The following is a 24157-nucleotide window of genomic DNA, read 5'->3' as shown; positions in this document are numbered from 1 at the left end:
CGCTCGTATCCAAGCGCCAAAAACCCGGACCTTCCGGCCGCTTAGCGCGCGCGGAAGGCCGGGCCGATAATTCGCATCATCATTGCCAGCCGATATTTGGTCATCGCGCCGGTTCATAGGCGTTTTTGCCGGGAAAAGGAAGAGAAGAATTCGCGGTTGGCAATCGGCTTCAACGGCTGGAATCGCCGGTGGCCGCATCCTTCTGGAAAGCCTAAGGCTGGAAACTCTATGCAGCTTGCGGTATATATCTGACTATCTGACCAGATTAGATCGAGAGCCAGAGGCATGAAAAAAGTCACGAAGCAAAGCTGGAAGCTCGAAGACGCGAAAGCGCGCTTCAGCGAGGTGGTCCGCCGCGCACACAGCGAAGGACCACAGCGCGTTACCGTTCGCGGCCGGGACAGCGTCGTCGTCATCAGCGCCGAAGAACTCGACAAACTGACCAAAGCCGAACCGAAGAAGCCCTTCGTCGCCTTCATGGAAAGCCTCGATCTCAAAGCGCTCGACCTTGAGCGGGAGGCAGATTACGGACGGGATACCGAGCTGTGATCGGCTGGCTGCTCGATACCAACGTCATTGCCGCACTGATCAATCCGAATGGTGCACCCTCTGTCAAATCCTGGGCTGCGGCTCAAGACGAGAAGAAGATGTTCATCAGCATCCTCACACTGGCGGAATATGACAAGGGCATCGAAAACCTGCCGGAAGACGATCAAAACCTCTATCGTTATGCCGCCTCCCGCGATGCGCTGGAGGAAAGGTTTTCGCAACGCGTTCTTTCGCTGAGCGACGCAGCCGTCAGACACTGGGGCGTCATTTCGGGGCGGGTGAAACTCAAGACCGGACATGCGCCGTCGGTTGTCGATACGATGCTCGCTGCAACCGCAATCCAGCACAATCTCTATCTGGTGACGCGAAACGTCAGGGATACGCGCTTCTCCGGCGCGGCGATCTTCGATCCATGGACGAACGATCCCAGTCAGTTTCCGCTGAGCCGGAAATAGGTCAAGGCGATCTCAGGAAAAGCACAGTTTCCCATCAAGCGCACTGAGCGGCGTAACGCCGGCAAGCAGCGCCCTCGCCTCTTCCTCATCACGTTTGATCTGGGCAACCAGCGCATCGAGGCCGTCGAATTTCAGCTCGGGGCGGAGATAACCAAAGAAGGAGACGGAGCAGAGCTGGCCGTAGAGATCGCCGCTGAAATCGAAAAGATAGGTTTCGAGCAGCGGCGCGCCGTTTTCGGTCACCGTCGGGCGGCGGCCATAGCTTGCGACGGCATCGTGGAGCGTGCCGTCCTGGCGGCGGAAGCGGACGGCGTAGATGCCGGCGGCAAGATCGACCTCCGCCGGCAGGCGCATGTTGGCCGTCGGGAAACCCAGTTGCCGGCCGAGCTTTTCGCCATCGATCACCTCGGCTTCCACCGTATAGCGGTAACCGAGCATGCCGGCGACTTCACTGACATTGCCCTCCTTCAGGAGCGCGCGGATATGGCTCGAAGAGACGACATCGGCGTTTTCGTCACGGAAGGCATCGATCAGGGTGACGCCGAAACCGTAGGTATGGCCGGCATTCATCAGGAAGGCCGGACCGCCCTCGCGGCCGCGGCCGAAATGGAAATCGAAGCCGGTGACGACTTCGGAGGCGCCAAGCCAATCCTTCAGGATCGAATGGATGAAATCATCGGCCGAGCGCTGCGAGAACTCGTAGTCGAAGGGATATTCGATGACGGCGCTGAAACCCAGCGTTTCCATGATGCGGGCCTTCAGCGGCGCCGGCGTCAGGCGGAAGACCGGCGCCTGCGGCCGGAAGACCGTGCGCGGATGCGGCTCGAAGGTCAGCACCAAAGCGGGGATACCGCGGGCCTTGGAGATTTCGAGCGCCCGGTTCAGCACCGACTGATGGCCGCGGTGCACGCCGTCGAAATTGCCGATGGCAATGACGCCGCCCTTCAGATGGGCGGGCAAGGGTTCCCGGGTTTCATTGCGGTGGAAGACGGTCATCGGCTGGCTTCTCTTCATGCAAGGCGGGGCATCCACCACTTCGGCGCGGCGTTTTCCCGTTCGAGATAGGCGTTGAGGATTGCCTCGTCGGTCTCGCCGTTGAGAGTATATTCCTTAGCGTGGATACCGCCGCTGATGTAGAGGAGGTCGAGGCCGTAATTCAAGGCGCCGCGCACATCGGTGGGCATGCCGTCGCCGATCGCCAGCACGCGCTCGACCGGGAAATCGCCGCGAAGCTCGCGGGCAGCCGCAAGCGTCGCCTCGTAGATCGGCCGGTGCGGTTTGCCGGCGATGCGGGTGCTGCCGCCAAGCTGCTGGTAATAGGCGGCCATGGCGCCGGCGCAGGGGATGATGCGATGGCCGCGTTCGACGATGAGGTCGGGATTGGCGCAGATCATCGGCACGTCGCGGGCTTTGAAATCGAGAAGCATATCGATGTAATCCTCCGGCTTCTCCGTCTCGTCGTCGAAAAAGCCGGTGCAGACCAGCGATTGCGCTTCGCCCGCCGGCCGGCGCTCGACGCCAATGCCTTCGAGCAGCGCCTTGTCGCGCTCGGGGCCAAGCAGAAAGACGGTCTTCGGCCCTTCGGCGATCAGCCCGCGCGTGACGTCGCCAGAGGTGACGATCCTGTCATAGGCGCTGTCGGGAACGCCGATCTGGCGCAGCTGCTCGACCACCTGCCAGGAAAGGCGCGGCGAATTGGTGATAAGGACAACGGCGAGGCCGCTTTCGCGTGCCGCTTCAAGGGCTGCGGCCGCCTTTGGGAACGGATCGACGCCGTTGTGAACGACGCCCCAGACATCGCAGAGCACCACATCATAGCGACCTGATACCTCCGAGAAGTTTTCTATCCGCTTGGCCATTCCGATTTCCCGATTTGCTTCAGTCACCGGTGACATTGCAAAGGCGCAAGACGATGGCAAGGAATTTTCTTCGCCGCCGGGCCAATGCATAGAGCTTGAACGAGGATCCGGAGGAGCGGAAGGGCAAAGGGGTTTGACGATTATCGCGAAGCGGCAGATCGCCGAGCGCGGACGAGTTCGGCAAAGTTCAGCTGCGCCGAGGTTTCGGCCGCAATCTCCGACTATTCTCCGGCATCTTCACAATTCCGGCACAAAAATTCGTGATTGCTCTCATTGACTCCTCCGGGAGCCATCCCTAAATGCTCGTCGCTAGCACTCACCGCAAGGGAGTGCTAACATCTATCCATGTGGGCCAATCCGGCCCGCGAATGTCATTCGATCGAGGGATTAGACAATGGCAAGCACCAACTTCCGCCCCCTTCACGACCGCGTCGTTGTTCGCCGCGTTGAGTCCGAAGCCAAGACCAAGGGCGGCATCATCATTCCCGATACCGCCAAGGAAAAGCCGCAGGAAGGCGAAATCGTCGCCGTCGGCTCCGGCGCGCGCGATGAGTCCGGCAAGGTCGTCGCACTCGACGTCAAGGCTGGCGACCGCATCCTGTTCGGCAAGTGGTCCGGCACCGAAGTCAAGATTGACGGCGAAGACCTTCTGATCATGAAGGAAGCCGACATTATGGGCATCATCGGCTGATCGGCCGACCTGCTTTCCCGAAATGGCTGACGGGCCTTTTGCCCGAACAACTCGAATTCAGGAGTTAAGAATATGGCATCTAAAGAAATCAAGTTTGGCCGCACCGCGCGCGAAAAGATGCTGCGCGGCGTCGACATTCTCGCCGATGCAGTGAAGGTCACGCTCGGCCCGAAGGGCCGTAACGTCATCATCGACAAGTCCTTCGGCGCGCCGCGCATCACCAAGGACGGCGTTTCCGTCGCCAAGGAAATCGAACTCGAAGACAAGTTCGAAAACATGGGCGCCCAGATGGTCCGCGAAGTTGCTTCGAAGACCAACGACATCGCCGGCGACGGCACCACGACGGCTACCGTTCTTGCCCAGGCGATCGTTCGCGAAGGCAACAAGGCCGTTGCAGCCGGCATGAACCCGATGGACCTGAAGCGCGGCATCGACCTCGCTGTTGCCGACGTCGTGAAGGATCTCCAGGCCAAGGCCAAGAAGATCTCGACTTCGGAAGAAGTTGCACAGGTCGGCACGATTTCGGCCAATGGCGACAAGCAGGTCGGTCTCGACATTGCTGAAGCCATGCAGAAGGTCGGCAACGAAGGCGTCATCACGGTTGAAGAAGCCAAGACCGCCGAAACCGAACTCGAAGTTGTCGAAGGCATGCAGTTCGACCGCGGCTACCTCAGCCCCTACTTCGTGACCAACCCGGAAAAGATGATCGCCGACCTCGAAGACGTCTTCATTCTCCTTCACGAGAAGAAGCTCTCGAACCTGCAGTCGATGCTGCCGGTTCTCGAAGCCGTCGTTCAGACCGGCAAGCCGCTCCTCATCGTCGCTGAAGACGTCGAAGGCGAAGCCCTCGCAACGCTCGTCGTCAACAAGCTGCGCGGCGGCCTGAAGATCGCTGCCGTCAAGGCTCCTGGCTTCGGCGACCGCCGCAAGGCCATGCTCGAAGACATCGCCATCCTGACCGGCGGCACCGTCATCTCCGAAGACCTCGGCATCAAGCTCGAATCCGTCACGCTCGACATGCTCGGCCGTGCCAAGAAGGTTTCGATCTCCAAGGAAAACACCACGATCGTCGACGGTTCGGGCGCCAAGACCGACATCGAAGGCCGTGTTGCCCAGATCAAGGCCCAGATCGAAGAAACCACCTCCGACTACGACCGCGAGAAGCTGCAGGAACGTCTTGCCAAGCTCGCTGGCGGCGTTGCCGTCATCCGCGTCGGCGGCTCGACGGAAGTCGAAGTGAAGGAAAAGAAGGACCGCATCGATGACGCGCTCAACGCGACCCGCGCTGCCGTTCAGGAAGGCATCGTCCCCGGCGGCGGTATCGCTCTGCTCCGCTCCTCCACGAAGATCACCGTCAAGGGTGCAAACGACGACCAGGAAGCCGGCATCAACATCGTTCGCCGCGCCCTGCAGTCGCTCGTTCGTCAGATCGCTGAAAACGCAGGCGACGAAGCCTCGATCGTTGTCGGCAAGGTCCTCGACAAGAACGAAGACAACTACGGCTACAACGCCCAGACGTCCGAATATGGCGACATGATCGCCATGGGTATCGTCGACCCGCTCAAGGTCGTTCGCACGGCGCTGCAGAACGCTGCTTCTGTCGCATCGCTGCTGATCACCACCGAAGCCATGATTGCCGAACTGCCGAAGAAAGAATCGGCTGGCGGCGGCATGCCGGGCGGCATGGGCGGCATGGGCGGTATGGACATGATGTGATCGGCGAAAGCCATCACTGACTACCATTCCGGCATCCGGAACAGGAAGGGCGGCTCTCGGGTCGCCCTTTTCTTTTGGCCAAAGCGATTCGACGTGCAGCACACTGATTGGCATAGCCGACGAAACGTTTACCCAGCACCCTCTTGCAGGCCCGGGCGCGAAGCTTGCGCCAAGCTTGCGCTGCCTGCGTATTTCTCAGCCTGCCGACATGCGAGAGATCGCAATACTGCCGCAACATTTCCGGCCTGGCGCGGAGTGAAAACGTTTGCAAAGCCCTCAGGGGTGATCTTCCGATGCTGTTTCTCGCGAAATCGTGCGCAAATGCGGACATCTCGGGAAAGGATGCCGATCCGAATACCCCTTAAAAAGCCGTTGCCGTTTGTCCAAAAGCCCCTATAAATCCGCGCTGCAATTAAAGCGCGCCCGGCGATAAATTTTCGCCAATAGACGAGGCCGGAGCGCGGAAGGCGATACGTGAACGTCCGGCATCGAGGGGCTCCGGTTACGGAGGCCAGATGGCCGCGGCAATAATCGCCGGATGAAGCGCGGGCATCATGCCCGCTGCTGCGTGATCCTGTTTCTTTGTGTTTGCCGAGCGTGCGGCGGGAGCCGCATCCGAACGGGGGAACGCCTTGTTTAAGATCGCCAGAGCCAATGCAGCCGTACCTTTGACGCCCGGCTCGTTTGATGACGCCAATCAAAATCACGAGATGTTGGCGCAGTTTTCCGTTTCCGAAGCCTGGACTGGCGACCTTTCGAGCGGCATGCTCCGTCTCGGCGAGTGGAGCGCGATGCTGCACGGCCTCGCCGCACAGGAATGCGGACTGCTCAGCCTGATCCGCTGCTATGATGCCAAGGACCGCAGCCACATATTGGAGCTGTTCGAGCAGGCGGCGACGCTCTGCTCCTCCTTCTGTTTTTCGACGACGATCATCATGCCGAACGGCTTTCGCCAGCCGCTGTTCTGCATGGGCGAGTCGAACGGGCTCGAGCAGAAATACAGCGGCAGCATGGTCGGCGTCTTCATCTTTCCGCGCTTCAAGCTGGAAGGCGCAAAGCAGATATCAAGCCGGCGATAGGCCGGAAATCAAGATAAAAGGCCGCCTCGAGGGCGGCCTTCGTGCTTCCGGCGATCCGTTCGCTACTCCGGTTTGACCGGTATATTGAGGCCCCTGGCACTTGCCGGACGGGCGATGCAGCGCTCCAGCCAATCCGAGACGGCGGGGAATTTCGCGTATTCGAGAACCTCGCGGCCGCCATAGAAAATATCGGCGCCGCGGACCCAGGTGAAGGTGGTGATGTCGGCGATCGTGTACTGATCGCCCATGATCCATTGACGACCTTTCAGCCGGTCATCGAGCACGCCGAGCAGCCGTTTGGATTCATCGCGATAACGCTCCACCGGGTAGGAATTGTTCGCAACCTTGTCGGCGGCAAATTTGTGGAAATGGCCGAACTGGCCGAACATCGGGCCGATGCCCGCCATCTGGAAAAACACCCATTGGATGGTTTCGTAGCGGCCGGCGGCATCGGCAGGGATGAGCTTGCCGGTTTTTTCCGCGAGATAAAGCAGGATGGCGCCGGATTCGAAAAGGCCGATCGGCTTCCCGTCCGGCCCGTTCGGATCGATGATTGCCGGAATGCGGCCGTTCGGGTTGAGAGATTCGAATTCCGGCGACTTCTGTTCGTTGGCGGCGAAGGAAACATAATGCGGCTCATAGGCGAGGCCGAGCTCTTCGAGAGCGACCGAGACCTTCACCCCATTCGGCGTCTGCAGGGAATAGAGCTGGATGATGTCGGGATTTTTCGCCGGCCAGCGCGTCGTGATCGGAAATGCGGAAAGATCTGCCATCGGATTCTCCATGTTGGGTGCCGACCATAAAAGACCGGGCTCGGCAAAGGCAAGCGGGGGCAGCCAATGCATGTCGCCCAAAAGTGCGCAGCGGTTTTGAGACAACGACTCCAAGCACGTCGTATGAACGAACGCGACGCGCTTTGGAGATCGTTCCATATTAGTGAACGAAGTGTCCCCTTTCGTTTATCTTTCCACAACGCAAGAAAAGAGCGAGATAGAGGCATCCGAGGTCGAACCGGTGCCGGGGCACCAAGATCTCCAAAGTCCTTGAAACGGAGACAACGTCCATGTCGAACAACGTCATCATCCTGATTGCCCGTATTCTTCTTTCCTTCATGTTCATCCTTTCCGGCTTCATGAAGCTCACCGATCCTGCCGGTACTGCGGGCATGATCGCCGGTGCCGGCCTGCCGGCAGCATCCCTGCTGGCCTATGTCGCAGGCCTTTTCGAACTGCTGGCCGGCCTTGCGGTTCTCACAGGCTTCCAGGTCCGCATTGCCGGCTGGCTGCTCGCCGCCTTCTGTGTCTTCACGGGCATTGCCTTCCACCTGCCCTACGCGAGTGGCACAGAACTCGTGAACATTCTCAACCAGATCATGGTCATGAAGAATATCACGCTGGCCGGCGCATACATACTGCTCGCCACCGTCGGTGCCGGCGCCTACTCGCTCGATGCCCGCCGCGGCGCTTACGCAGCTGCCTGACACCAGCAGACATCCTCCCAGAAGCAGAAAAACCCGCCGTCATCCGACGGCGGGTTTTCTTATGCCTTGGCGGCCGGGATATCAGAGGGCGGCGCGCACTGCCTCGATGATGGCCTGCACAGCGGGTTCGCCGGCATGGCTTTCCTTGCGGGCGCGCACGAGGCAGGCCTGCGAATGCAGAATGACGCCGTCCTGGAGCACCTTCAGGTGGTTGGCGCGCAACGTCGAGCCGGTGGAGGTGATATCGACGATGATATCGGCCGAGCCGGACGCGGGAGCGCCCTCGGTGGCGCCCAGGCTTTCGACGATGCGATAAAGCTGGATGCCGTGCTGGCTCGAAAAGAACTGCTGGGTCAGCCGCCAGTATTTGGTGGCGATGGCAAGGCGCCTGGAGTGACGGGCGCGGAAATCCGCGGCGACATCGACGAGATCGGCCATGGTGTCGACATCGAGCCAGATCTCCGGCACGGCAACGACGACATCGGCGTGGCCGAAGCCGAGCCGGGCGCAGAATTCGACACGCTTGTCGACCTCGGCAAAACCTTCCCGCATCAGATCCTCGCCGGTGACGCCGAAATCGACAGTGCCGTTGCCGATTTCACGGGAGATTTCGGACGCCGAGAGGAAGGCGATCTCCACATCATCCCAGCCTTCGACGCGGCCGCGATAGGAGCGGTCGTTACCAACAGCCGAGATCGTCATGCCGGCGCGTTCGAAGATCGCCGAAGCATCTTCCTTCATCCGGCCCTTGGAGGGAAGCGCGATGGTGATGGTCATGCGGCTGCCCTTTCGGTTTCGATGCGGTCGAGCCAGAAAGAGAAGCCGACGGCCGGGATGCGGTCCGTCGCACCGAGGAAGGTCAGGAGCCGGTCGAAACGGCCGCCGCCGGCGAGAACCGCGGTCGAACCTTCGACCGTCACCTCGAAGACGAGGCCGGTGTAATAATCGAGCGGCCGTCCGAAGGCGGCGCGGTAGTCGAGGCAGGAAAGATCGACGCCGGCATTGGAAAGTGCTGCGACCCGGCCGTTGAAGCGGGAGAGCGCATTGCCGAGTTTCAGGCCGGCAGCATCGGCAAAACCGGAAAGGGCTGCGGAAGCATTGATAAGCGGCACTTCGAGCGACAGGAACTCTTCCAAAACAAGGAAGGCCGCATCGTCGAGGCGCGTTTCGGACAGGATGAGCTTTTCCTTGAGCCGTCGGGCGATCTCCAGGGCCGAGCGGCCGGCATTCGTCGAATAGCCGGTCTTCTGCATCTCCCGCTCGAGATGGGCGACCAGCGCCTGCTCGTCGCCTGATGCGACAAGCCTGGCGATATCGTCGTCCAGCCCGGTGACGAATTGCGGGCTGACGAGGCTGGCAAGCAGTGCTTCCAGCTGCGTCATATTGCCGAAGGCGTGGATCAGGCGCTTCTGCCAGCCGAGCGGCAGGCCGAGCGCCTGGACGACAGCCTCGAACACCGCTTGGTCGCCCAATGTCACGGCTAAGCGGCGGCCCGGCAGCAGGCGGGCGAGAATGCCGGTAGCATCGCCGATGGCGCGGGCGTCGGCGTTTGACAGGTCGATATCGCCGAGATCCTCGATGCCGGCCTGATAGAATTCATTGGCGCCGTCGCGGCGCTGGCGGAAAACCTCGCCGAGATAGGCGTAACGCTTCGGCGTGCCGGTCGCCGTCTCGATGTGGCGCAGACAGACAGGGATGGTGAATTCAGGACGCAGGCAGAGGCTGGCGCCGGTTTCGCTCTCCGTCATGAAGATGCGGCGGCGCAGATCCTCGCCGGCGATATCCAGGAAAGGTTCGGCCGGCTGAATGACAGGCGTGTCGATGCGCTCGGCGTTGCGCTCGATGAATTCGGCAATGAGGTCGTTGGCGAATTCGGGGAGGTTGATCAGGGGCATGCTGCGCTCCGAATAATAAGCGACGGGCGTGCCGGAAATGCCTCAGACATTCGCCGCTCGCTTCCGATCCTCGGCCTGCGCGGCAAGGATTTCCTTCACCTTGGCGACGAGGTCGGCTTCCGGGACCGTCTCCTGCGCCACGCGCGCCTCGCGCCAGCTGGCATTGTCCTCGATCTCGCCGGAGAGCCGCTTGCCTTCGATCAGATCCTTGATCTGCACGACGCTTGTCGCGCGCTCGTCGCCGCCCTGGATGATGGCGACGGGGCAGCCGCGGCGATCGGCATATTTCAGCTGGTTGCCGAATTTCTTCCAGTTGCCCTGGAACATCTCGGCGCGGATGCCGGCGGCGCGCAGTTCCTGCGTCATCTTCTGATAGCGGCCCATCGCCTCGACATCGCCGTCCATGACGGTCACCAGCACCGGCTCGATGACCTCACTGGCGCCGAGCTTGCCGAGGTTCTTCAGGGCTGTCATCAGCCTGGAGACGCCGATCGAAAAGCCGGTCGCCGGAACCGGCTGGCCCATGAAGCGGGAGACGAGGCCATCATAACGACCGCCGCCGCCGACCGAACCGAAGACGACTTTTTCGCCCTTTTCATTGGTGACGTCGAAGGTCAGTTCGGCCTCATAGACCGGGCCGGTATAATATTCGAGACCACGGACAACCGAGGGATCGATCTTGATGCGGTCAGCGCCATAACCGGCGCTGGTAACCAGCGCAGCGATGAAATTCAGCTCGTCGACGCCTTCGCCACCCCTGGCGGTTCCCGCAACCAGCTCGGCGAGACGGGCAGCGCTTTCGGCATAGTCCGTGATGCCGACGAAGAACAGCACCTTGTCGATCTGCTCCTTGTCGAGACCAGCACCCTTGGTGAAGTCGCCGGATTCGTCCTTGCGGCCGGGACCGAGCAGCAGGGCCACGCCTTCCGGGCCGAATTTGTCGAGCTTGTCGATGGCGCGCAGCACGTTGAGCCGCTGGCCGGCCTTGTCGTCGCCGCCGAGACCGATCGCTTCGAGCACGCCATCCAGAACCTTGCGGTTATTGACGCGGATGAGGTAATCGCCGCGCTTGATGCCGAGGGCTTCCAGCGTGTCGGCCATCATCATGCACATTTCGGCATCGGCCTGAACACCAGGCGCGCCGACGGTATCGGCATCGAACTGCATGAACTGGCGGAAGCGGCCGGGGCCTGGCTTCTCGTTGCGGAAGACGTAACCGGCGCGATAGGTGCGATAGGGCAGCTGGATTTCGTTGAAATTCTCGGCGACATGACGGGCGAGCGGCGCCGTCAGGTCGTAACGCAGCGACATCCACTGCTCGTCATCGTCCTGCAGCGAGAACACGCCCTCGTTCGGCCGGTCGCTGTCAGGCAGGAACTTGCCGAGCGCATCGGTATATTCGAACAGCGGCGTTTCGAGCGGATCGAAACCATAATGCTCATAGACTTCCCGGATCTTTGCCGTCATCTCGTTGACGGCGCGGATATCGCCGGCCGTCCGGTCGACGAAGCCGCGCGGCAGGCGGGCCTTGAGCTTTTGCGGTTTCTTCTGCTTGTCGTTCATTTCCGGGGATTCCACTGACTGTGACAGTGGCGGTTTCCTAGCGGATTGGGCGGGGAGCGGCAAGGGCGAAGGGTCTTGATGTCTAGAGCATTTCCGTTTTTCTCCGAGTCACGGAAATGCTCTATCTCTTTGTTTCTTTGCAATTCCGGACGCAAAACCGCTGCGCACTTTTGCTGGAATTGCTTTAGGCGAGAATCGATTGAACGAAGGAGCTCCATCAGAAATGCGGATATGTTCATGATCACTGAGGCGCTTCTCTATGCCGCGACCTTGCCGCTGACCGGCAAGCCGCATCGAAAGTTCATCCGCTATTCCGTCAATCTCTGGTCGCGGGCGGGCCGCTGTGCGGCGGATTGGGCCGAACATGAGGAGATAAGCCGGAAGGCGATCCTGGCGGCGACGGCCGATCTCAGGCAGAAGCGGACCGCGGTCGTGCTCGGTTCCGGCCTGTTGCGCGACGTGCCGATCGAGGTGCTGGCGCGAGATTTCGACACCGTCGTTCTGGTCGATCTCGTTCATCTCGCCTCGGTGCGCCTGTGGCTGTCCGCCAAATTCTATCGCAATGTCCGACTGATCGAGCGCGATCTCTCCGGCTATGATGACCTTGCCGCCGGCCGCGAACCCGAACCGCTCGGCTTCCTGCGCGCTGTGCCCTATCTCGATCTGGTGGTTTCCGCCAACCTCTTGTCGCAGATCGGCCGCGGCGTGAAACGGCGCCATGAAGCCGAGCCAGGGCGAATGCCTGAAGACACGGTGGAAAGGCTAATCGCAGCGCATCTGACTGGGCTTTCGGGGCTTTCCTGCCGCAGCTGCCTGGTAACCGACATCGCCTATGCCGTCATCGACCGCAACGGCAGGACGCATGAAGAGGCCGACCTGCTGCATGGCGTCTTGCCGCCGCCGGCAAAAGCCGCCTGGACATGGCCGGTCGCGCCGCTCGGCGAAGAGAGCAGGGATTATAGGATCGAGCACAAGGTCATTGCCGCCTGGTGACCAGGATGTGATCGCCGGTCGGCTTGGTTTGCATCAGGCATTCGCCTATAAAACACCATGCGCACGCTCGCTCTCATCACGATGTTGCTCGGCTGGCTGGTCTACAGCGCCATGTCCGTATGGGCCGGCTGTCCGACCTGTGCGTCGATGAATGCGCCGGTCGTCGTCGAAAACGGCATGCACCATGAGATGGCTGGCATGGATAGGCATGAGGCGGCAGGTAGGGCCGATCCCTTAAAAGACCCGTGCGCTACCGGTAATTCCGCGCATATGCCGCTTTGCGCCGCCTGCCTGCTGCTGCCACCGGCGGTGACGGTCATGGCCAGCGGAAAGTCCATCTTCGGCTATCCCGCCCCGGCGCTTTCCCGCGCCCTCGATGACGACAAACCGACACCGCAGCCGCCGCCTCCCCGACTGTCCTGACACCACGGCTATCCATGCCAATCGGGTGGCCCAGCCGCCCGGCAAACCTATTGTCAGACAGAGGAAGGAACTCTCATGTCTCTGAAAATCATCGCCCTCACAGCAACGCTCGCCATCCTGGCCGCTCCCGTCCTTGCCGAAGACAAACCGATGGATATGAGCAAGCCGATGGGCAACCACGATGCGGCAAGCCATGCCTTCAGCGAGGCCAACGCCAAGATGCACAAGGATATGATGATCGACTACAGCGGCGATGCCGATGCGGATTTCGTCCGCGGCATGATCCCGCACCATCAGGGCGCGATCGATATGGCCAGGATCGAGCTTCAATATGGAAAAGATCCCGATATCCGCAAACTCGCCGAAGCCGTCATCAGGGCGCAAGAAACCGAGATCGCCGAGATGAACGCTTGGCTTAAGGCCCACGGCAAATAATCGATCGTCAATGAAAAGGGGAACGCCGGAAATGTCAGGCGTTCCCCAAGACTTATGTTGGCGCGATCAGTCCTTCGGCTCGAAATCGGCTGGGCGGCGGCCGGCGCCCTGTCGCGCCAGCATCCAGCCCGGATATTCCGGCGCAAGCGCGCTCACCTCGTCGAGCTTCTTGATATCGTCTTCATCGAGCTTCAGCTTGACGGCGGCAAGGTTCTGGTCGAGCTGGTCGACACGCTTGGCGCCGATGATGACTGTGGTGACGAAGGGCTTGGCGAGGATATAGGCGAGTGCCACGGTGGCGACGCTGACGCCGTGCTTTTCGGCGACTTCGCGCATGACGGCGACGCAGGCCCAGGCCTTGTCCTTGTCGACGGGCGGGAAATCGAAACTGGCGCGGCGGCCTTCGCCGTTGCCGGGCGCGCCGGGACCATACTTGCCGGAGAGCAGGCCGCCGGCGAGCGGCGACCAGACCATCAGGCCGAGCTTTTCCTCCTGCATCATCGGCACGATGTCACGCTCGAGATCGCGGCCGGCGATGGAGTAATAGGCCTGCACGGTTTCAAAACGGGCAAAGCCGCGGCGTTCGGAGAGGCCGAGCGCTTTGGAAATGCGCCAGGCCTGCCAGTTGGAGACGCCGATATAGCGCACGAGACCGCGGGAAACGAGATCGTCGAAGGCGCGCAGCGTCTCCTCGATCGGCGTCACCGTATCGGTCGCGTGGATCTGATAGAGGTCGATATGATCGGTCTGCAGGCGATCGAGGCTCGCCTCGACCGAATCCATGATGTGACCGCGCGAGGCGCCGCGGTCGTTCGGCTTGTCGCCCATGACGCCGTAGACCTTGGTGGCGATGACGACGTCCTTGCGCTTGACGTCGAGGTTCTTCAGCGCCTGGCCGAGCAGCCTTTCGGACTCGCCGGATGAATAGACGTCGGCCGTGTCGATGAAATTGACGCCGGATGCAAGCGAGCGCTCGACGATCCGGTCGGCGGCATTCTGATCGACGTCGGCGATGGCGCCCCACATACTGCCCTGTTTGGCTTCGCCGAAGGTCATCGTGCCCAGGCAAATTTCCGAGACGAAAAGTCCCGTATTTCCAAGTTGATTGTAACGCATGGTGGAAAAATTCCTTTGTGTCTGCCGCAAGAGGGGCTTGCGAACTGCTGAACTTCATTTTTTGATTATTGGCCTGCATATGACAGGCACAGCCGTGGCTGGCTGCAAGGTGAGGCGATTTTAATCTAGTGCGGCGGCAGCGCTTTTCAACGCCGACGCGCGGCGCTGTAAAGCCGGAATGCCCTTGTCTCGACACAGGCATCCGATAGATTGCCGGCCATATTTCCAGAACAGGATGATTTTAGGCCGGGTCGGCCCAAAATCTGAATCCTGTTCTAATTTTATTAGCAAGAGCATGATGTCGTCCGAAAACCGCTCACACTTTTCGGCATCATGCTCTCGAGGTGCGCATATGGCGACGCGACCACTGACCACGATCGGCTTCGATGCCGATGATACACTCTGGCAGAACGAACAATATTACCGACTGACGGAAGCGTATTTTACCGGGCTTCTTGCCGATTTCGCCGAAGGACCGAAGATTTCCGAACGGCTGCTGGAAGCCGAGAAACGCAACCTTCGCCACTACGGCTTCGGCATCAAGGGTTTCACGCTGTCGATGATCGAGACGGCGATCGAGATCACCGAGGGCAAGATTCCGGCCGGCGTGATCGCCAAGATTCTCGATACCGGCCGCGACCTTCTCAGCCATCCTGTCGAGACCATGCCGCATGTGCGCGACACGCTGGAGGCGCTTGCCGGCAAATACCTGCTTGTCATGATCACCAAGGGCGATCTCTTCGATCAGGAACGCAAGCTTGCCCAATCCGGGCTCGGCGACTTCTTCGACGCCGTCGAGATCGTCTCCGACAAGACGGCCGTCACCTATCGCCGCATCTTCGCCAAGGTCGGCGACGGGCCGGAACGGGCGATGATGGTCGGCAATTCGCTGAAGTCGGACATCGTGCCGGCCATCGCCGCCGGCAGCTACGGCGTTTTCGTGCCGCACGAACTGACCTGGGTGCTGGAACATGTCGACGAACCGAAGGAAGCGCCACGTTTCCGCAAGATCGACCACCTTGGCCAATTGCACGACCTGATCGACCGCCTCGGCTAGAGTGGTTCTGCTTTTAACGGGAGCGCAGAACCGCTCTATTCTTTGTTTTTACGCAATTCCCGGCGAAACCGCTTTCGCGCTTTGCCTGGGAAAACCGCTTCGCACTTTTCCTGGAATTGCTCTCAGCTGCGCTTGCAGCTCTTATCTCATTGCTTGGCGGGCGCCTTCGGAAACAGCGACGGGTGCTCCGGCTCGGTCGGCGGTTTCGGCTGTTGCGGGGCAGCCGCCAACGGCTCGATCAGGATGCTGAAGGGAGCGCCGAGGCCACGGCGCGGCGAGACCTTGGAATAATAGGGACGCAGCAGCCAGGTGGCGTTCTCCTTGACCGTCGTCTCGAAGCTCATGCCGTCCTCATCGGTGCCGAAGAAGGCCTCGTCATCCGGTTTCGACAGGTCGAAAATCGCCAGGAAGGCAAATTTGCTCTTACTGGAAAAACTGATCTTCATATGCTGGCCGGCGCGCACCGGCAGCGTATAGACATGGCTATTGCCGAATTTCGTCCAGCCCTTCAACTGCATGGTGACGGCCGGAAATTGCAGCTTCTCCAGCTTCTCGCCGGGATCGAGCTGCGGCGTCTGCGCCATGGCGGAAACCGTCAGGAGGAAAAGGGCGGCGGCGGCGATCAATGTTCTCACGGAGTGATCTTTCATGGGCGAACCAGAGCGGTGCGCATCGCCTCGACCTCGGGCCGGCAGAAGCAACCTTCCAGATGATCGTTGACGAGACCCATCGCCTGCATGAAAGCATAAACTGTGGTCGGGCCGACAAAGGTCCAGCCGCGTTTCTTCAAATCCTTCGAAATGACCACGGATGTCGGCGTCGTCGGATTGGCGACGATGTGATCACGGTCGACCACTGCCGGCCGCTCGTTATGGCCGGGTTCGTAGCGCCAGAAATAATGGGCGAGCGAGCCGAATTCGTCCCTGAGCTCGATTGCGCGCTCTGCATTGTTGATGGTCGAGACGATCTTGCCGCGATGGCGGATGATGCCGGCATCGGCAAGGCAGCGAGCGACATCCTCTTCGCCGAAAAGGGCGACCTTGTCGAAATCGAAACCTGAAAAGGCGGCGCGGAAATTCTCGCGTTTGCGCAGGATGGTGAGCCAGGAAAGGCCCGACTGGAAGCCTTCGAGGCAGATCTTCTCGAAGAGGCGGATGTCATCGGTGACAGGGCGGCCCCATTCCTCGTCATGATAGCGGAGATAGTCGGGCAGATTGGCGTGCCAGTGGCAGCGGCTCCTGCCGTCCTCGCCGATGATGATGCCTATCGCGCTCATGATCCTTCATTCCGCGGGGATCCGCTTCGTTCTCTGCTCATGATTCCGGCTTTACCATTTGCAAACCGTCTTTCCAAACCGAACGGTAACCCTGACGAAAAGTTTATCCGATCGGTCGGCTTTTCATGAATCGATCTTTACCATTCGCTGGCGGATTGGGTGGCAGCGTCTTTGCCGGGCGGAACATCTCCGCCCGGGCGGACATGTCCCGCCAGCGCATTTTCGGTCATTTGTAGAGAGTTCGTCCGATGATGAAACAGCTTGTTCTTGCCGCAGCCCTCTTCGGCATTTTCTCCGCGGCCGCCATTGCAGACGACCGCTACGCCACCCGCCCGCCGGTCGTGCTCAGCCCCGATCTGACCGCCCCCTGGATCAACCAGCTGGGCGGCGGCACGGTTCGTCCCGTCGTCTATCAGCGGCCGGTCGTCCAGCCGCAGCAGCGCGGCCTTTTCCAGCGCCGTATCATCCGCCGGGCGCCGCAGGTGTCACCTCAGACCGTTTCGGCGATCAATCCCGGCATCCCGTCGATCCGTCGTCCGATCGAACCGCAATACCTGCCGCAGATGGTCGATTACGACACCACGGAAAAGCCCGGCACGATCGTCATCGATACCAACAACCGCTTCCTCTATCTGGTGATGCAAGGCGGCAAGGCGCGGCGCTACGGCGTCGGCGTCGGCAAGCCGGGCTTCGAATGGGCGGGCGCCCACAAGATCACCCGCAAGACCGAATGGCCGGATTGGACGCCGCCTTCCGAGATGATCAGCCGCGAAGCCGCCAAGGGCCATTACCTGCCGGCGCGCATGGACGGCGGGGCGGAAAACCCGCTTGGCGCCCGCGCCATGTATCTCGGCTCGACGCTTTACCGCATCCACGGCACCAACGCCCCCTGGTCGATCGGCAGCGCCGTCTCCTCCGGCTGCATCCGCCTGCGCAACGAAGACGTCGTCGACCTCTACGACCGCGTCAATGTCGGAACCCGCGTCATCGTAATGTAAAGGCGGCGCAATACTTACAGCGCCACGCGTCTTTTCGAGAGCCGCAAAGGGCGCTGTAATCCTTTAAATTGCTGCATAATTTTTCCTTAAGTCGAGTCCGATTTGAGGATAAATTATGCAGTGGGAGCCGCAAGAACATCCGACTCTCCTTCTCCAAAAATGCTTTATCCGGCCACACCGATCTTGAATCGGGCAGAAGTTCATGTAGCTTCGAGCGGATTTGCTTGAGGGGAATCGATCATGATCAAACTAATGCCGGGTCTGGCTGCTGCCGGACTTGTCCTGTCCTTGATGTCTACATCCGCCTTTGCTGCACCCGCGGGCTCCGCGCCCGACAACGCACGGGCACCGGCACAGATCGTGCGCGTGGCGCAGATGCCGAAATACGTGAAGCCGCAGTTCAAGCGCAAGAAAGTGCGCCTGGTAACGACGGAAGCCGCCGGCACCGTCATCATCGATACCAACAACAAATATCTCTACCTCGTCGAAGGCAACAATCGCGCCACACGCTATGGCATTGGCGTCGGCCGCGACGGCTTCGGCTGGTCGGGGGTCGTCAAGATCGGCCGCAAGGCCGAATGGCCGAGCTGGACGCCGCCGGCCGAGATGCGCCGCCGCGAAGCCGCCAAGGGACATATCATTCCTGCTTTCCAGGAAGGCGGAGAGGACAACCCGCTCGGCGCCCGCGCCATGTATCTCTACCAAGGCGGCCGCGACACGATCTTCCGCATCCACGGCACCAATCAGCCCTGGACGATCGGCCTCAACATGTCTTCCGGCTGCATACGGATGATGAACGAGGATGTGTCGCATCTCTACGATCGCGCGCCCGTCGGCACCAAGGTGATCGTCATCGGCCCCGGCAACAGGCAGGGCAAGGTGGCATTCGAGGACAGGGGCATCGACGTGCTGCGTACGATGTTCGGCGGCTGAGCAACACTTAGCAAAAAAACGAAAGGCGCAGTCTGATGCGCCTTTCGTTTTGCTTAGACTTTGCGGCCAAAAGCTGGCACACGTGCCTAAGAGTCGACATATTTATTTCGGGGCTATTCAATGACATCTGCGCTGCGTTCTTCCGCTTCCCTGCTTGCGGGCATCGCGTTTTTGACAATCTGTTCAGCAGTTTCCGCCTCGGCGGAAGACCTGCAATTCTCTATCTACGGCGGCTACCAGACCGCGCCGCATAGCGGCGTCGATCTTTCCGACGGCACGCACTTCACCGCCGGCTGGGAAGGCAAGTCCTTCGGCAGCCCGCCTTATTACGGCGGTCGCGTCACCTGGTGGCTCGAGAACTTCAACAAGCCGAACTGGGGTATTTCGCTCGATTATACCCATGACAAGGTCTATGCCGACGACGATACGCTGGCAAAGGCCGGCTGGTCGCATTTCGAATTCACCGACGGCCTGAACCTCCTCACGGTGAACGGTCTCTACCGTTTCCAGGATCCGACCCGCCGCTGGACCCCCTATCTCGGCGCCGGTATCGGCGTGAACATTCCGCATGTCGAAGTGATTCGTCCCGAGGGCAAGACCTGGGCTTATGAATTCGGCGGCGTGACGTTGCAGGCCCAGGCCGGCGTCGACTTCAAGGTGACCGAGCGCTGGTCGACCTTCGTCGAATACAAGGGCACCTATTCGCGCGTCGACGTTCCGATCGACAGCGGCGTGGATCTGAAGACCAACATCTTCACGAATGCCGTCAACGTCGGCGTATCGTTCCACTGGTAATTGAGTTGTTGAATTTCGGCTGTGGCGCTATTTCGTGCCGCAGCTGACCTTACCCTCGACGGCATAGGGTTTTTCACCGCCTTCGATGGTCAGGGAATAGCTGCCGCTGAAATTTGCCGCCGGCCTGCCGCGCTCGCCGGCGATAACCACCAGATCCAGCGTTGCGCCGCCAGTGTCATCTTCGCCACCGTCGAAGACTTCCATGAGCAGTTCGCCGTTACGCGACCAATGGTTGGTCAGGTGCTGCGATTCGAAAACACGCTTTCCGAACACGGCCTCTTGGGCCGGATCCTTGACGATCAGCGCGCCGCGGAAGTGGTTGAGCTTGTGGCCGGCGGCGCTTTCGAAACCGCTTTCGAGCGTGAAGCGCGCTTCCTTGTCGTCGGCGGAACAGAAATAACGGCTATTTGCATGGGCGGTGCCTGCCGCACCGAGCAGTCCCGCAAGCACAATCATTCCCCGCCACATCGTCTAAACTCCCGAGACCGACCCGACGGGCCTTCGCAAGCTTCAGCCTAACGGCAAACCTGTTAATTTTTCCGGCACAGCTCCGCCGTAGGCCCAATCGAGCAGTTCGACCGTATGCAGGATTGGAATGCCGGTGCCGGTAGCGATCTGGGTGATGCAGCCGATATTGCCGGTGGCAATGATATCGGCCTTGGTCGCCTCGATGTTCTTGACCTTGCGCGCCTTCAGCGCCGCCGAGATCTCCGGCTGCATGATGTTGTAGGTGCCGGCGGAGCCGCAGCAAAGATGGCCTTCCGCCGGATCGCGCACCGTAAAGCCCGCCGCTTTCAGCAATTGCTTCGGCGCCAGGGTGATCCGCTGGCCGTGCTGCATGGAACAGGCGGAATGATAGGCGACCGTGATGCCCTTCGGCATGTGTGCCGGCAGGTCGAGGGTTGCGAGATATTCGGTGACGTCCTTGGCGAGCGCCGAGACACAGGCCGCCTTTGCAGCATAGGCGGGATCGAGGCGCAGCATGTGGCCGTAATCCTTGATCGTCGTGCCGCAGCCCGAAGCAGTGATGATGATCGCATCGAGGCCCTGCCCCTCGATCTCGCGCGTCCAGATATCGACATTGGCACGGGCGCTTTCGAGCGCCTGTTCGGCGCGACCCATGTGATGCACCAGCGAGCCGCAGCAGACCTCGCCTTCCGGCACCACGACCTCGACGCCGAGCCGCGTCAACAGCCGGATCGCCGCCGCGTTGATGCCGGGATCGAGCACCGGCTGGGCGCAGCCGGAAAGGATCGCCACCCGGCCGCGCCGTTCCGTTTCGGGCCGATGCGTGCCGGGTTTTGCGAAGTCCGAAGCAGCGGGGATGCGGCGCGGCGCAAGTGCCAGCATGGCGGCGAAGGGTTTCAACGCGCCACCCCGCATCAGACCGGCGAAGGGCCGGCCGAGACGGGCGAGATTGAGCGCCAGGCGAAAGCGACCGGGATAGGGCAGCACAGCGGCAAGGATGGCGCGCGTCAGCCGGTTCATGAACGGGCGCTTGTAGGTCTTTTCGATATGGGCGCGGGCGTGATCGACCAGATGCATGTAATCGACGCCGGAGGGACAGGTGGTAACGCAGGCAAGGCAGGAGAGACAGCGGTCGATATGGGTGACGACCTCGGCATCGGCGGGTCGGCCGTTTTCCAGCATGTCCTTGATCAGGTAGATGCGGCCACGCGGGCTGTCGAGCTCGTTGCCAAGCGTCACATAGGTGGGACAGGTGGCGGTGCAGAAACCGCAGTGAACGCATTTGCGCAGAATCTGCTCGGATTCGGCGACATCGGGATCGAGGAGCTGGGTCAGGGTGAAGTTGGTTTGCATCTAACGGGATCTCCGCTTGGGGAGAATCTCTGGCATATTGCTTGGAATACCCCCCTCTGTCCTGCCGGACATCTCCCCCACAAGGGGGGAGATCGACAAGAGGTTGGACCATCGCTTCCTATCTGCCGTGTCGGAGTCGCAGTGCCCGAATTGTTTGGGGAAGTCATAGCCCCCAGCCAATCTCCCCCCTTGTGGGGGAGATGTCCGGCAGGACAGAGGGGGGTAACCCAAGCGCAAACCCATCTTATCCCTCACCCCATCTTCCCCCGATTGAAGATTCCCGCCGGATCGAATTTCTCCTTGACCCGCCGAGACAACATCGCCACCGCCTCGGGCTCGGGGTGAAAGGCAGCGGTGACCGCCCTCGCCTCACCGGATGCACGGATCAGCGTCGCGTGGCCGCCGCCGAGCGCCTTGATGTAGCGACGGACCAGTTCGGCTTCGGGGCCGGCCTCCATGCGCATCCAGACGAGGCCGCCCTGCCAGTCGTAGAAGGCGTCGACGCCTGCCTCGAGGCGGAGCGCTGCGACCAGCTGAGGGCCGGTGCCGGGGGCGACCGAGACGCGCCAGATCGGCCGCATGCTGCCGTCGGCATAGGGCAGCACGTCGCGGATTTCCTGCCAGAACTTTTGGCTCTCCGGCTGTTCCAGCCGCGTGACCGTGGCGAAACCCGACATTGCCGCGGCAAGCTTCTCGATGCGTACGTCGACCGAGCCCGGCAGGCCTTCGATGCGCAGAGCGGTCGCCTCGCCCTCGGGCAATTTGCCGGCGAGGAATTTCCACGTCACCGTCAAGGGCAGATGGGCAGCACCCGAGACTTCCACCGGCAGCGCCATCGCCGCCGCCATGGCGTTTGCCGCCTCGGCGTCGTTGAGGCCCGATAGCACCACCGTCCGCTCCGTCTTCGGGCGCGGCGGCACACGGAAGGTGACTTCGGTGAGGAAAGCCAGCGTGCCATGCGAGCCGGCGACCAGCTTGACGAGATCGAGACCGGTGACATTCTTCATCACCCGGCCGCCGGCCTTGATGATTTCACCCTTGCCGTTGACGAAGCGCACCCCGAGCAGGCTGTCGCGGGCGGCACCCGCGATCAGCCGACGCGGACCGGAGACATTGGCGGCAAAGACGCCGCCGATGGTCGGCTCGCCGGATGTGCCCATCACCGGGCGATGATCCATCGGCTCGAAGGCGAGCATCTGGCCGCTCTCCTGAAGTGCCGCCTCGACCTCGGCAAGCGGCGTGCCGGATCGGACGGTCATGACCATTTCGCCGGGATTATAGGCGACGATGCCGGAAAGTCCGGTCGAGCGCAGCCGGCCCTCGGCGGCAACGGTATTGCCGAAGCCGGAGCGGCTATTGCCGCCGCAGATCGCCAGCGGCCGGCCGCTTTCCGCATGGGCGCGGACGATCACTGCTGCCTCTTCCTCGCTCGTCGGCATCAGGTCGATCATGCGGCGGGGCGCCCTTCGAGCGGGAAGACCTTCGACGGATTGAGGAGCCAGCCGGGATCGAAGGCGGCACGCGCCGCCATCTGCTGGGTGAGATCGACCTCGGAATATTGGTGCCGCATCAGGTCGCGCTTCTCGATGCCGACGCCATGTTCGCCGGTGAGGCAGCCGCCGGCATCGACGCAGAGCCGAAGGATATCGTTGCCGGCGGCCTCGGCACGGGCGGCATCCTCCGGATCGTTGGCATTGAAGAGGATCAGCGGATGCATGTTGCCGTCGCCGGCATGGAAGACGTTGGCGACGCGCAAGCCGTAATGATCGACGATCTCGGCGGTCCTTTTCAACACGTAGGAAAGCTGGCTGAGCGGCACGGTGCCGTCCATGCAGATATAGTCGGCGATGCGGCCGGTGGCGCCGAAGGCGGATTTGCGGCCCTTCCAGATCAATGCTGCCTCGGTCGCCGACTGGCATTCGCGCACGGTCTTGACAGCGTGCCGGCGGGCGATCTCGACGATGTCCTTCAGCGCGGCGTCCATTTCCGCTTCCGATCCCTCGACCTCGACGATCAGCAGCGCGCCGACATCGAGCGGGTATCCGGCATGGGCGAAGGCCTCGCAGATCTCGATCGCCGGCTTGTCCATGAATTCGATCGCAACCGGGATGATGCCGGCGGCAATGACATCGGCGACGCAGGCGCCGGCCTCCTCCGAGCTTTCGAAGCCGAAGAGCACCGGGCGCGCGCCTTCCGGCTTGGCGATCAACCGCACCGTCGCCTCGGTGACGATGCCAAGCTGGCCTTCGTGGCCGCAGACGAGACCGAGCAGATCGTAGCCTGCCGCATCCAGCGCCTTGCCGCCAAGCTCGATCACCGTGCCGTCGACCAGCACCATCCTGACGCCGAGCAGATTATTGGTGGTGACGCCGTATTTCAGGCAGTGGGCGCCGCCGGAATTCATGCCGATATTGCCGCCGATGGTGCAGGCAAGCTGCGAACTCGGATCGGGCGCATAGAAAAAGCCGTCCGCGGAGACGGATTCGGAAATATTGAGATTGGTGACGCCGGCCTGGACCACGGCTACCCGGTTCGGCAGATCGATTTCGAGAATGCTGTTCATCTTCGACAGGCCAAGTACGACGGCATCCTCCTGCGGAATGGCGCCGCCGGAGAGCGAGGTGCCGGCGCCGCGCGGCACGACGGGAATGCCGTAGCGATTGCAATAGCGCATGACGGCCGAAACCTCGGTCGTGGTGCGTGGCAGGGCGACGGCGAGCGGCAGGCGGCGGTAGGACACGAAGGCGTCGGTTTCGAACGGCACCAGCTCGCGCGCCTCATGCACCAGGCATTCCGGCGGTAGAAGATCGGTGAGATCGGCAACGATCTGGGCGCGGCGCGCCAGCACGTCGGCGCGCGGCTCGAGAAACGAAATGGCGTCGGACATGGCGTTCTCCCTGGCCCTGACGAGGGGGAATGACAGCGGGAAGATGACAGCGAAAACCGGCCGCGAACCTCCCTGCCGCCGATAAACCGGCTTAGCACTTTCCCGAAAGTGGCGCAAATGCTAAGCACTTATGCCA

The 24157-nt window shown here is 61.3% G+C and carries 26 protein-coding genes; 13 read left to right on the top strand and 13 right to left on the bottom strand.

Features of this window, described 5'->3' with window-relative positions; genetic code table 11:
* Window positions 1-285 precede the first annotated feature (285 nt).
* Together RLCC275e_RS02470 and RLCC275e_RS02465 are read left to right on the top strand one after the other, a co-directional pair.
* Window positions 286-549, top strand: coding sequence for a type II toxin-antitoxin system Phd/YefM family antitoxin (locus RLCC275e_RS02470; RefSeq protein WP_033181707.1), 264 nt, complete (start codon window positions 286-288; stop codon window positions 547-549).
* Window positions 546-1004 (top strand): type II toxin-antitoxin system VapC family toxin, encoded by a 459-nt coding sequence (locus RLCC275e_RS02465; protein ID WP_033181706.1) that lies wholly within the window; start codon window positions 546-548, stop codon window positions 1002-1004. The genes RLCC275e_RS02470 and RLCC275e_RS02465 overlap by 4 nt, the downstream gene beginning before the upstream one ends.
* Before the next feature lie 12 nt (window positions 1005-1016).
* Here RLCC275e_RS02465 and RLCC275e_RS02460 read toward each other — a convergent pair whose 3' ends face one another.
* Both RLCC275e_RS02460 and RLCC275e_RS02455 read right to left on the bottom strand, forming a co-directional pair.
* Window positions 1017-2000 (bottom strand): bifunctional riboflavin kinase/FAD synthetase, encoded by a 984-nt coding sequence (locus RLCC275e_RS02460; protein ID WP_033181808.1) that lies wholly within the window; start codon window positions 1998-2000, stop codon window positions 1017-1019.
* Window positions 2001-2014: 14 nt separating this feature from the next.
* Window positions 2015-2863 carry a TIGR01459 family HAD-type hydrolase gene (locus RLCC275e_RS02455; RefSeq protein ID WP_033181705.1) on the bottom strand — a complete coding sequence of 283 codons (849 nt, stop codon included), beginning with the start codon at window positions 2861-2863 and terminating at the stop codon, window positions 2015-2017.
* Window positions 2864-3257: 394 nt separating this feature from the next.
* Between RLCC275e_RS02455 and groES the strand changes: the two genes are divergently transcribed.
* The 3 genes from groES (at window position 3258) to RLCC275e_RS02440 (ending at window position 6349) form a co-directional block, all read left to right on the top strand.
* Window positions 3258-3554, top strand: coding sequence for a co-chaperone GroES (gene groES / locus RLCC275e_RS02450; protein WP_003545797.1), 297 nt, complete (start codon window positions 3258-3260; stop codon window positions 3552-3554).
* 72 nt (window positions 3555-3626) lie between these two features.
* Window positions 3627-5270 carry a chaperonin GroEL gene (gene groL, locus RLCC275e_RS02445; RefSeq protein WP_012756206.1) on the top strand — a complete coding sequence of 548 codons (1644 nt, stop codon included), beginning with the start codon at window positions 3627-3629 and terminating at the stop codon, window positions 5268-5270.
* A gap of 632 nt (window positions 5271-5902) precedes the next feature.
* Window positions 5903-6349, top strand: a complete 447-nt coding sequence (locus tag RLCC275e_RS02440; RefSeq protein WP_033181704.1) for a hypothetical protein — start codon at window positions 5903-5905, stop codon at window positions 6347-6349.
* A gap of 62 nt (window positions 6350-6411) precedes the next feature.
* Here RLCC275e_RS02440 and RLCC275e_RS02435 read toward each other — a convergent pair whose 3' ends face one another.
* Window positions 6412-7122, bottom strand: coding sequence for a glutathione binding-like protein (locus RLCC275e_RS02435; RefSeq protein ID WP_033181703.1), 711 nt, complete (start codon window positions 7120-7122; stop codon window positions 6412-6414).
* Window positions 7123-7412: 290 nt separating this feature from the next.
* Here RLCC275e_RS02435 and RLCC275e_RS02430 point away from each other — a divergent pair, with 290 nt between their 5' ends.
* A complete protein-coding gene (locus tag RLCC275e_RS02430; RefSeq protein ID WP_033181702.1) occupies window positions 7413-7829 on the top strand; it encodes a DoxX family protein in 417 nt (138 codons plus the stop codon).
* A gap of 81 nt (window positions 7830-7910) precedes the next feature.
* Here RLCC275e_RS02430 and hisG read toward each other — a convergent pair whose 3' ends face one another.
* From hisG to hisS, 3 genes are read right to left on the bottom strand one after another with little or no spacing between them, the layout of a single operon-like run.
* Window positions 7911-8606 carry an ATP phosphoribosyltransferase gene (gene hisG / locus RLCC275e_RS02425; protein ID WP_003556816.1) on the bottom strand — a complete coding sequence of 232 codons (696 nt, stop codon included), beginning with the start codon at window positions 8604-8606 and terminating at the stop codon, window positions 7911-7913.
* Window positions 8603-9724 (bottom strand): ATP phosphoribosyltransferase regulatory subunit, encoded by a 1122-nt coding sequence (locus RLCC275e_RS02420; protein ID WP_033181701.1) that lies wholly within the window; start codon window positions 9722-9724, stop codon window positions 8603-8605. Before RLCC275e_RS02420 ends, hisG begins: the two co-directional genes overlap by 4 nt.
* Window positions 9725-9766: 42 nt before the next feature.
* A complete protein-coding gene (hisS, locus tag RLCC275e_RS02415; RefSeq protein ID WP_033181700.1) occupies window positions 9767-11287 on the bottom strand; it encodes a histidine--tRNA ligase in 1521 nt (506 codons plus the stop codon).
* 231 nt (window positions 11288-11518) lie between these two features.
* Between hisS and RLCC275e_RS02410 the strand changes: the two genes are divergently transcribed.
* The 3 genes from RLCC275e_RS02410 (at window position 11519) to copM (ending at window position 13138) form a co-directional block, all read left to right on the top strand.
* Window positions 11519-12280, top strand: coding sequence for a hypothetical protein (locus tag RLCC275e_RS02410; RefSeq protein ID WP_033181699.1), 762 nt, complete (start codon window positions 11519-11521; stop codon window positions 12278-12280).
* Window positions 12281-12337: 57 nt separating this feature from the next.
* The gene (locus RLCC275e_RS02405) at window positions 12338-12703 is read left to right on the top strand and encodes a hypothetical protein (RefSeq protein ID WP_033181698.1); all 366 of its coding nucleotides are present in this window, start codon (window positions 12338-12340) and stop codon (window positions 12701-12703) included.
* Window positions 12704-12778: 75 nt separating this feature from the next.
* A complete protein-coding gene (copM, locus tag RLCC275e_RS02400; RefSeq protein ID WP_033181697.1) occupies window positions 12779-13138 on the top strand; it encodes a CopM family metallochaperone in 360 nt (119 codons plus the stop codon).
* A gap of 66 nt (window positions 13139-13204) precedes the next feature.
* Here the strand turns inward: copM and RLCC275e_RS02395 are convergent, their stop codons facing one another.
* Complete coding sequence (locus RLCC275e_RS02395) at window positions 13205-14254, bottom strand: aldo/keto reductase (protein ID WP_033181696.1); 1050 nt, start codon at window positions 14252-14254, stop codon at window positions 13205-13207.
* 352 nt (window positions 14255-14606) lie between these two features.
* Between RLCC275e_RS02395 and RLCC275e_RS02390 the strand changes: the two genes are divergently transcribed.
* Window positions 14607-15311, top strand: a complete 705-nt coding sequence (locus RLCC275e_RS02390) for an HAD family hydrolase (RefSeq protein WP_033181695.1) — start codon at window positions 14607-14609, stop codon at window positions 15309-15311.
* A gap of 146 nt (window positions 15312-15457) precedes the next feature.
* Here RLCC275e_RS02390 and RLCC275e_RS02385 read toward each other — a convergent pair whose 3' ends face one another.
* Both RLCC275e_RS02385 and RLCC275e_RS02380 read right to left on the bottom strand, forming a co-directional pair.
* A complete protein-coding gene (locus RLCC275e_RS02385; protein ID WP_033181694.1) occupies window positions 15458-15961 on the bottom strand; it encodes a hypothetical protein in 504 nt (167 codons plus the stop codon).
* Window positions 15958-16587: a DNA-3-methyladenine glycosylase I gene (locus tag RLCC275e_RS02380; RefSeq protein ID WP_033181693.1), complete on the bottom strand. Its 630-nt coding sequence runs from the start codon at window positions 16585-16587 to the stop codon at window positions 15958-15960. The genes RLCC275e_RS02385 and RLCC275e_RS02380 overlap by 4 nt, the downstream gene beginning before the upstream one ends.
* A 248-nt stretch (window positions 16588-16835) precedes the next feature.
* On the opposite strand from RLCC275e_RS02380, the gene RLCC275e_RS02375 reads away from it, so the two are divergent.
* The 3 genes from RLCC275e_RS02375 to RLCC275e_RS02365 all read left to right on the top strand — a co-directional run bounded on the left by RLCC275e_RS02375 (window position 16836) and on the right by RLCC275e_RS02365 (window position 19313).
* Window positions 16836-17585: a L,D-transpeptidase gene (locus tag RLCC275e_RS02375; protein ID WP_033181692.1), complete on the top strand. Its 750-nt coding sequence runs from the start codon at window positions 16836-16838 to the stop codon at window positions 17583-17585.
* Window positions 17586-17825: 240 nt separating this feature from the next.
* Entirely contained in the window at window positions 17826-18518 is a 693-nt protein-coding gene (locus RLCC275e_RS02370; protein ID WP_017993050.1) for a L,D-transpeptidase, read from the top strand.
* Between the two features lie 120 nt (window positions 18519-18638).
* Window positions 18639-19313, top strand: coding sequence for an outer membrane protein (locus RLCC275e_RS02365; RefSeq protein WP_012756190.1), 675 nt, complete (start codon window positions 18639-18641; stop codon window positions 19311-19313).
* Window positions 19314-19340: 27 nt separating this feature from the next.
* Here the strand turns inward: RLCC275e_RS02365 and RLCC275e_RS02360 are convergent, their stop codons facing one another.
* The 4 genes from RLCC275e_RS02360 to RLCC275e_RS02345 form a co-directional block, all read right to left on the bottom strand.
* Window positions 19341-19781: a hypothetical protein gene (locus tag RLCC275e_RS02360; RefSeq protein WP_033181691.1), complete on the bottom strand. Its 441-nt coding sequence runs from the start codon at window positions 19779-19781 to the stop codon at window positions 19341-19343.
* Window positions 19782-19823: 42 nt separating this feature from the next.
* On the bottom strand, window positions 19824-21134 hold the full coding sequence (gene glcF, locus RLCC275e_RS02355; RefSeq protein WP_033181690.1) for a glycolate oxidase subunit GlcF: 1311 nt from the start codon (window positions 21132-21134) through the stop codon (window positions 19824-19826).
* Window positions 21135-21385: 251 nt separating this feature from the next.
* Window positions 21386-22585, bottom strand: a complete 1200-nt coding sequence (glcE, locus tag RLCC275e_RS02350) for a glycolate oxidase subunit GlcE (RefSeq protein WP_033181689.1) — start codon at window positions 22583-22585, stop codon at window positions 21386-21388.
* A complete protein-coding gene (locus RLCC275e_RS02345) occupies window positions 22582-24021 on the bottom strand; it encodes an FAD-linked oxidase C-terminal domain-containing protein (protein WP_033181688.1) in 1440 nt (479 codons plus the stop codon). Before RLCC275e_RS02345 ends, glcE begins: the two co-directional genes overlap by 4 nt.
* Between the last annotated feature and the right edge of the window lie 136 nt (window positions 24022-24157).

Source organism: Rhizobium brockwellii (assembly GCF_000769405.2).
GTDB lineage: Bacteria > Pseudomonadota > Alphaproteobacteria > Rhizobiales > Rhizobiaceae > Rhizobium > Rhizobium brockwellii.
This window is presented reverse-complemented; position numbering and strand designations above follow the sequence as displayed.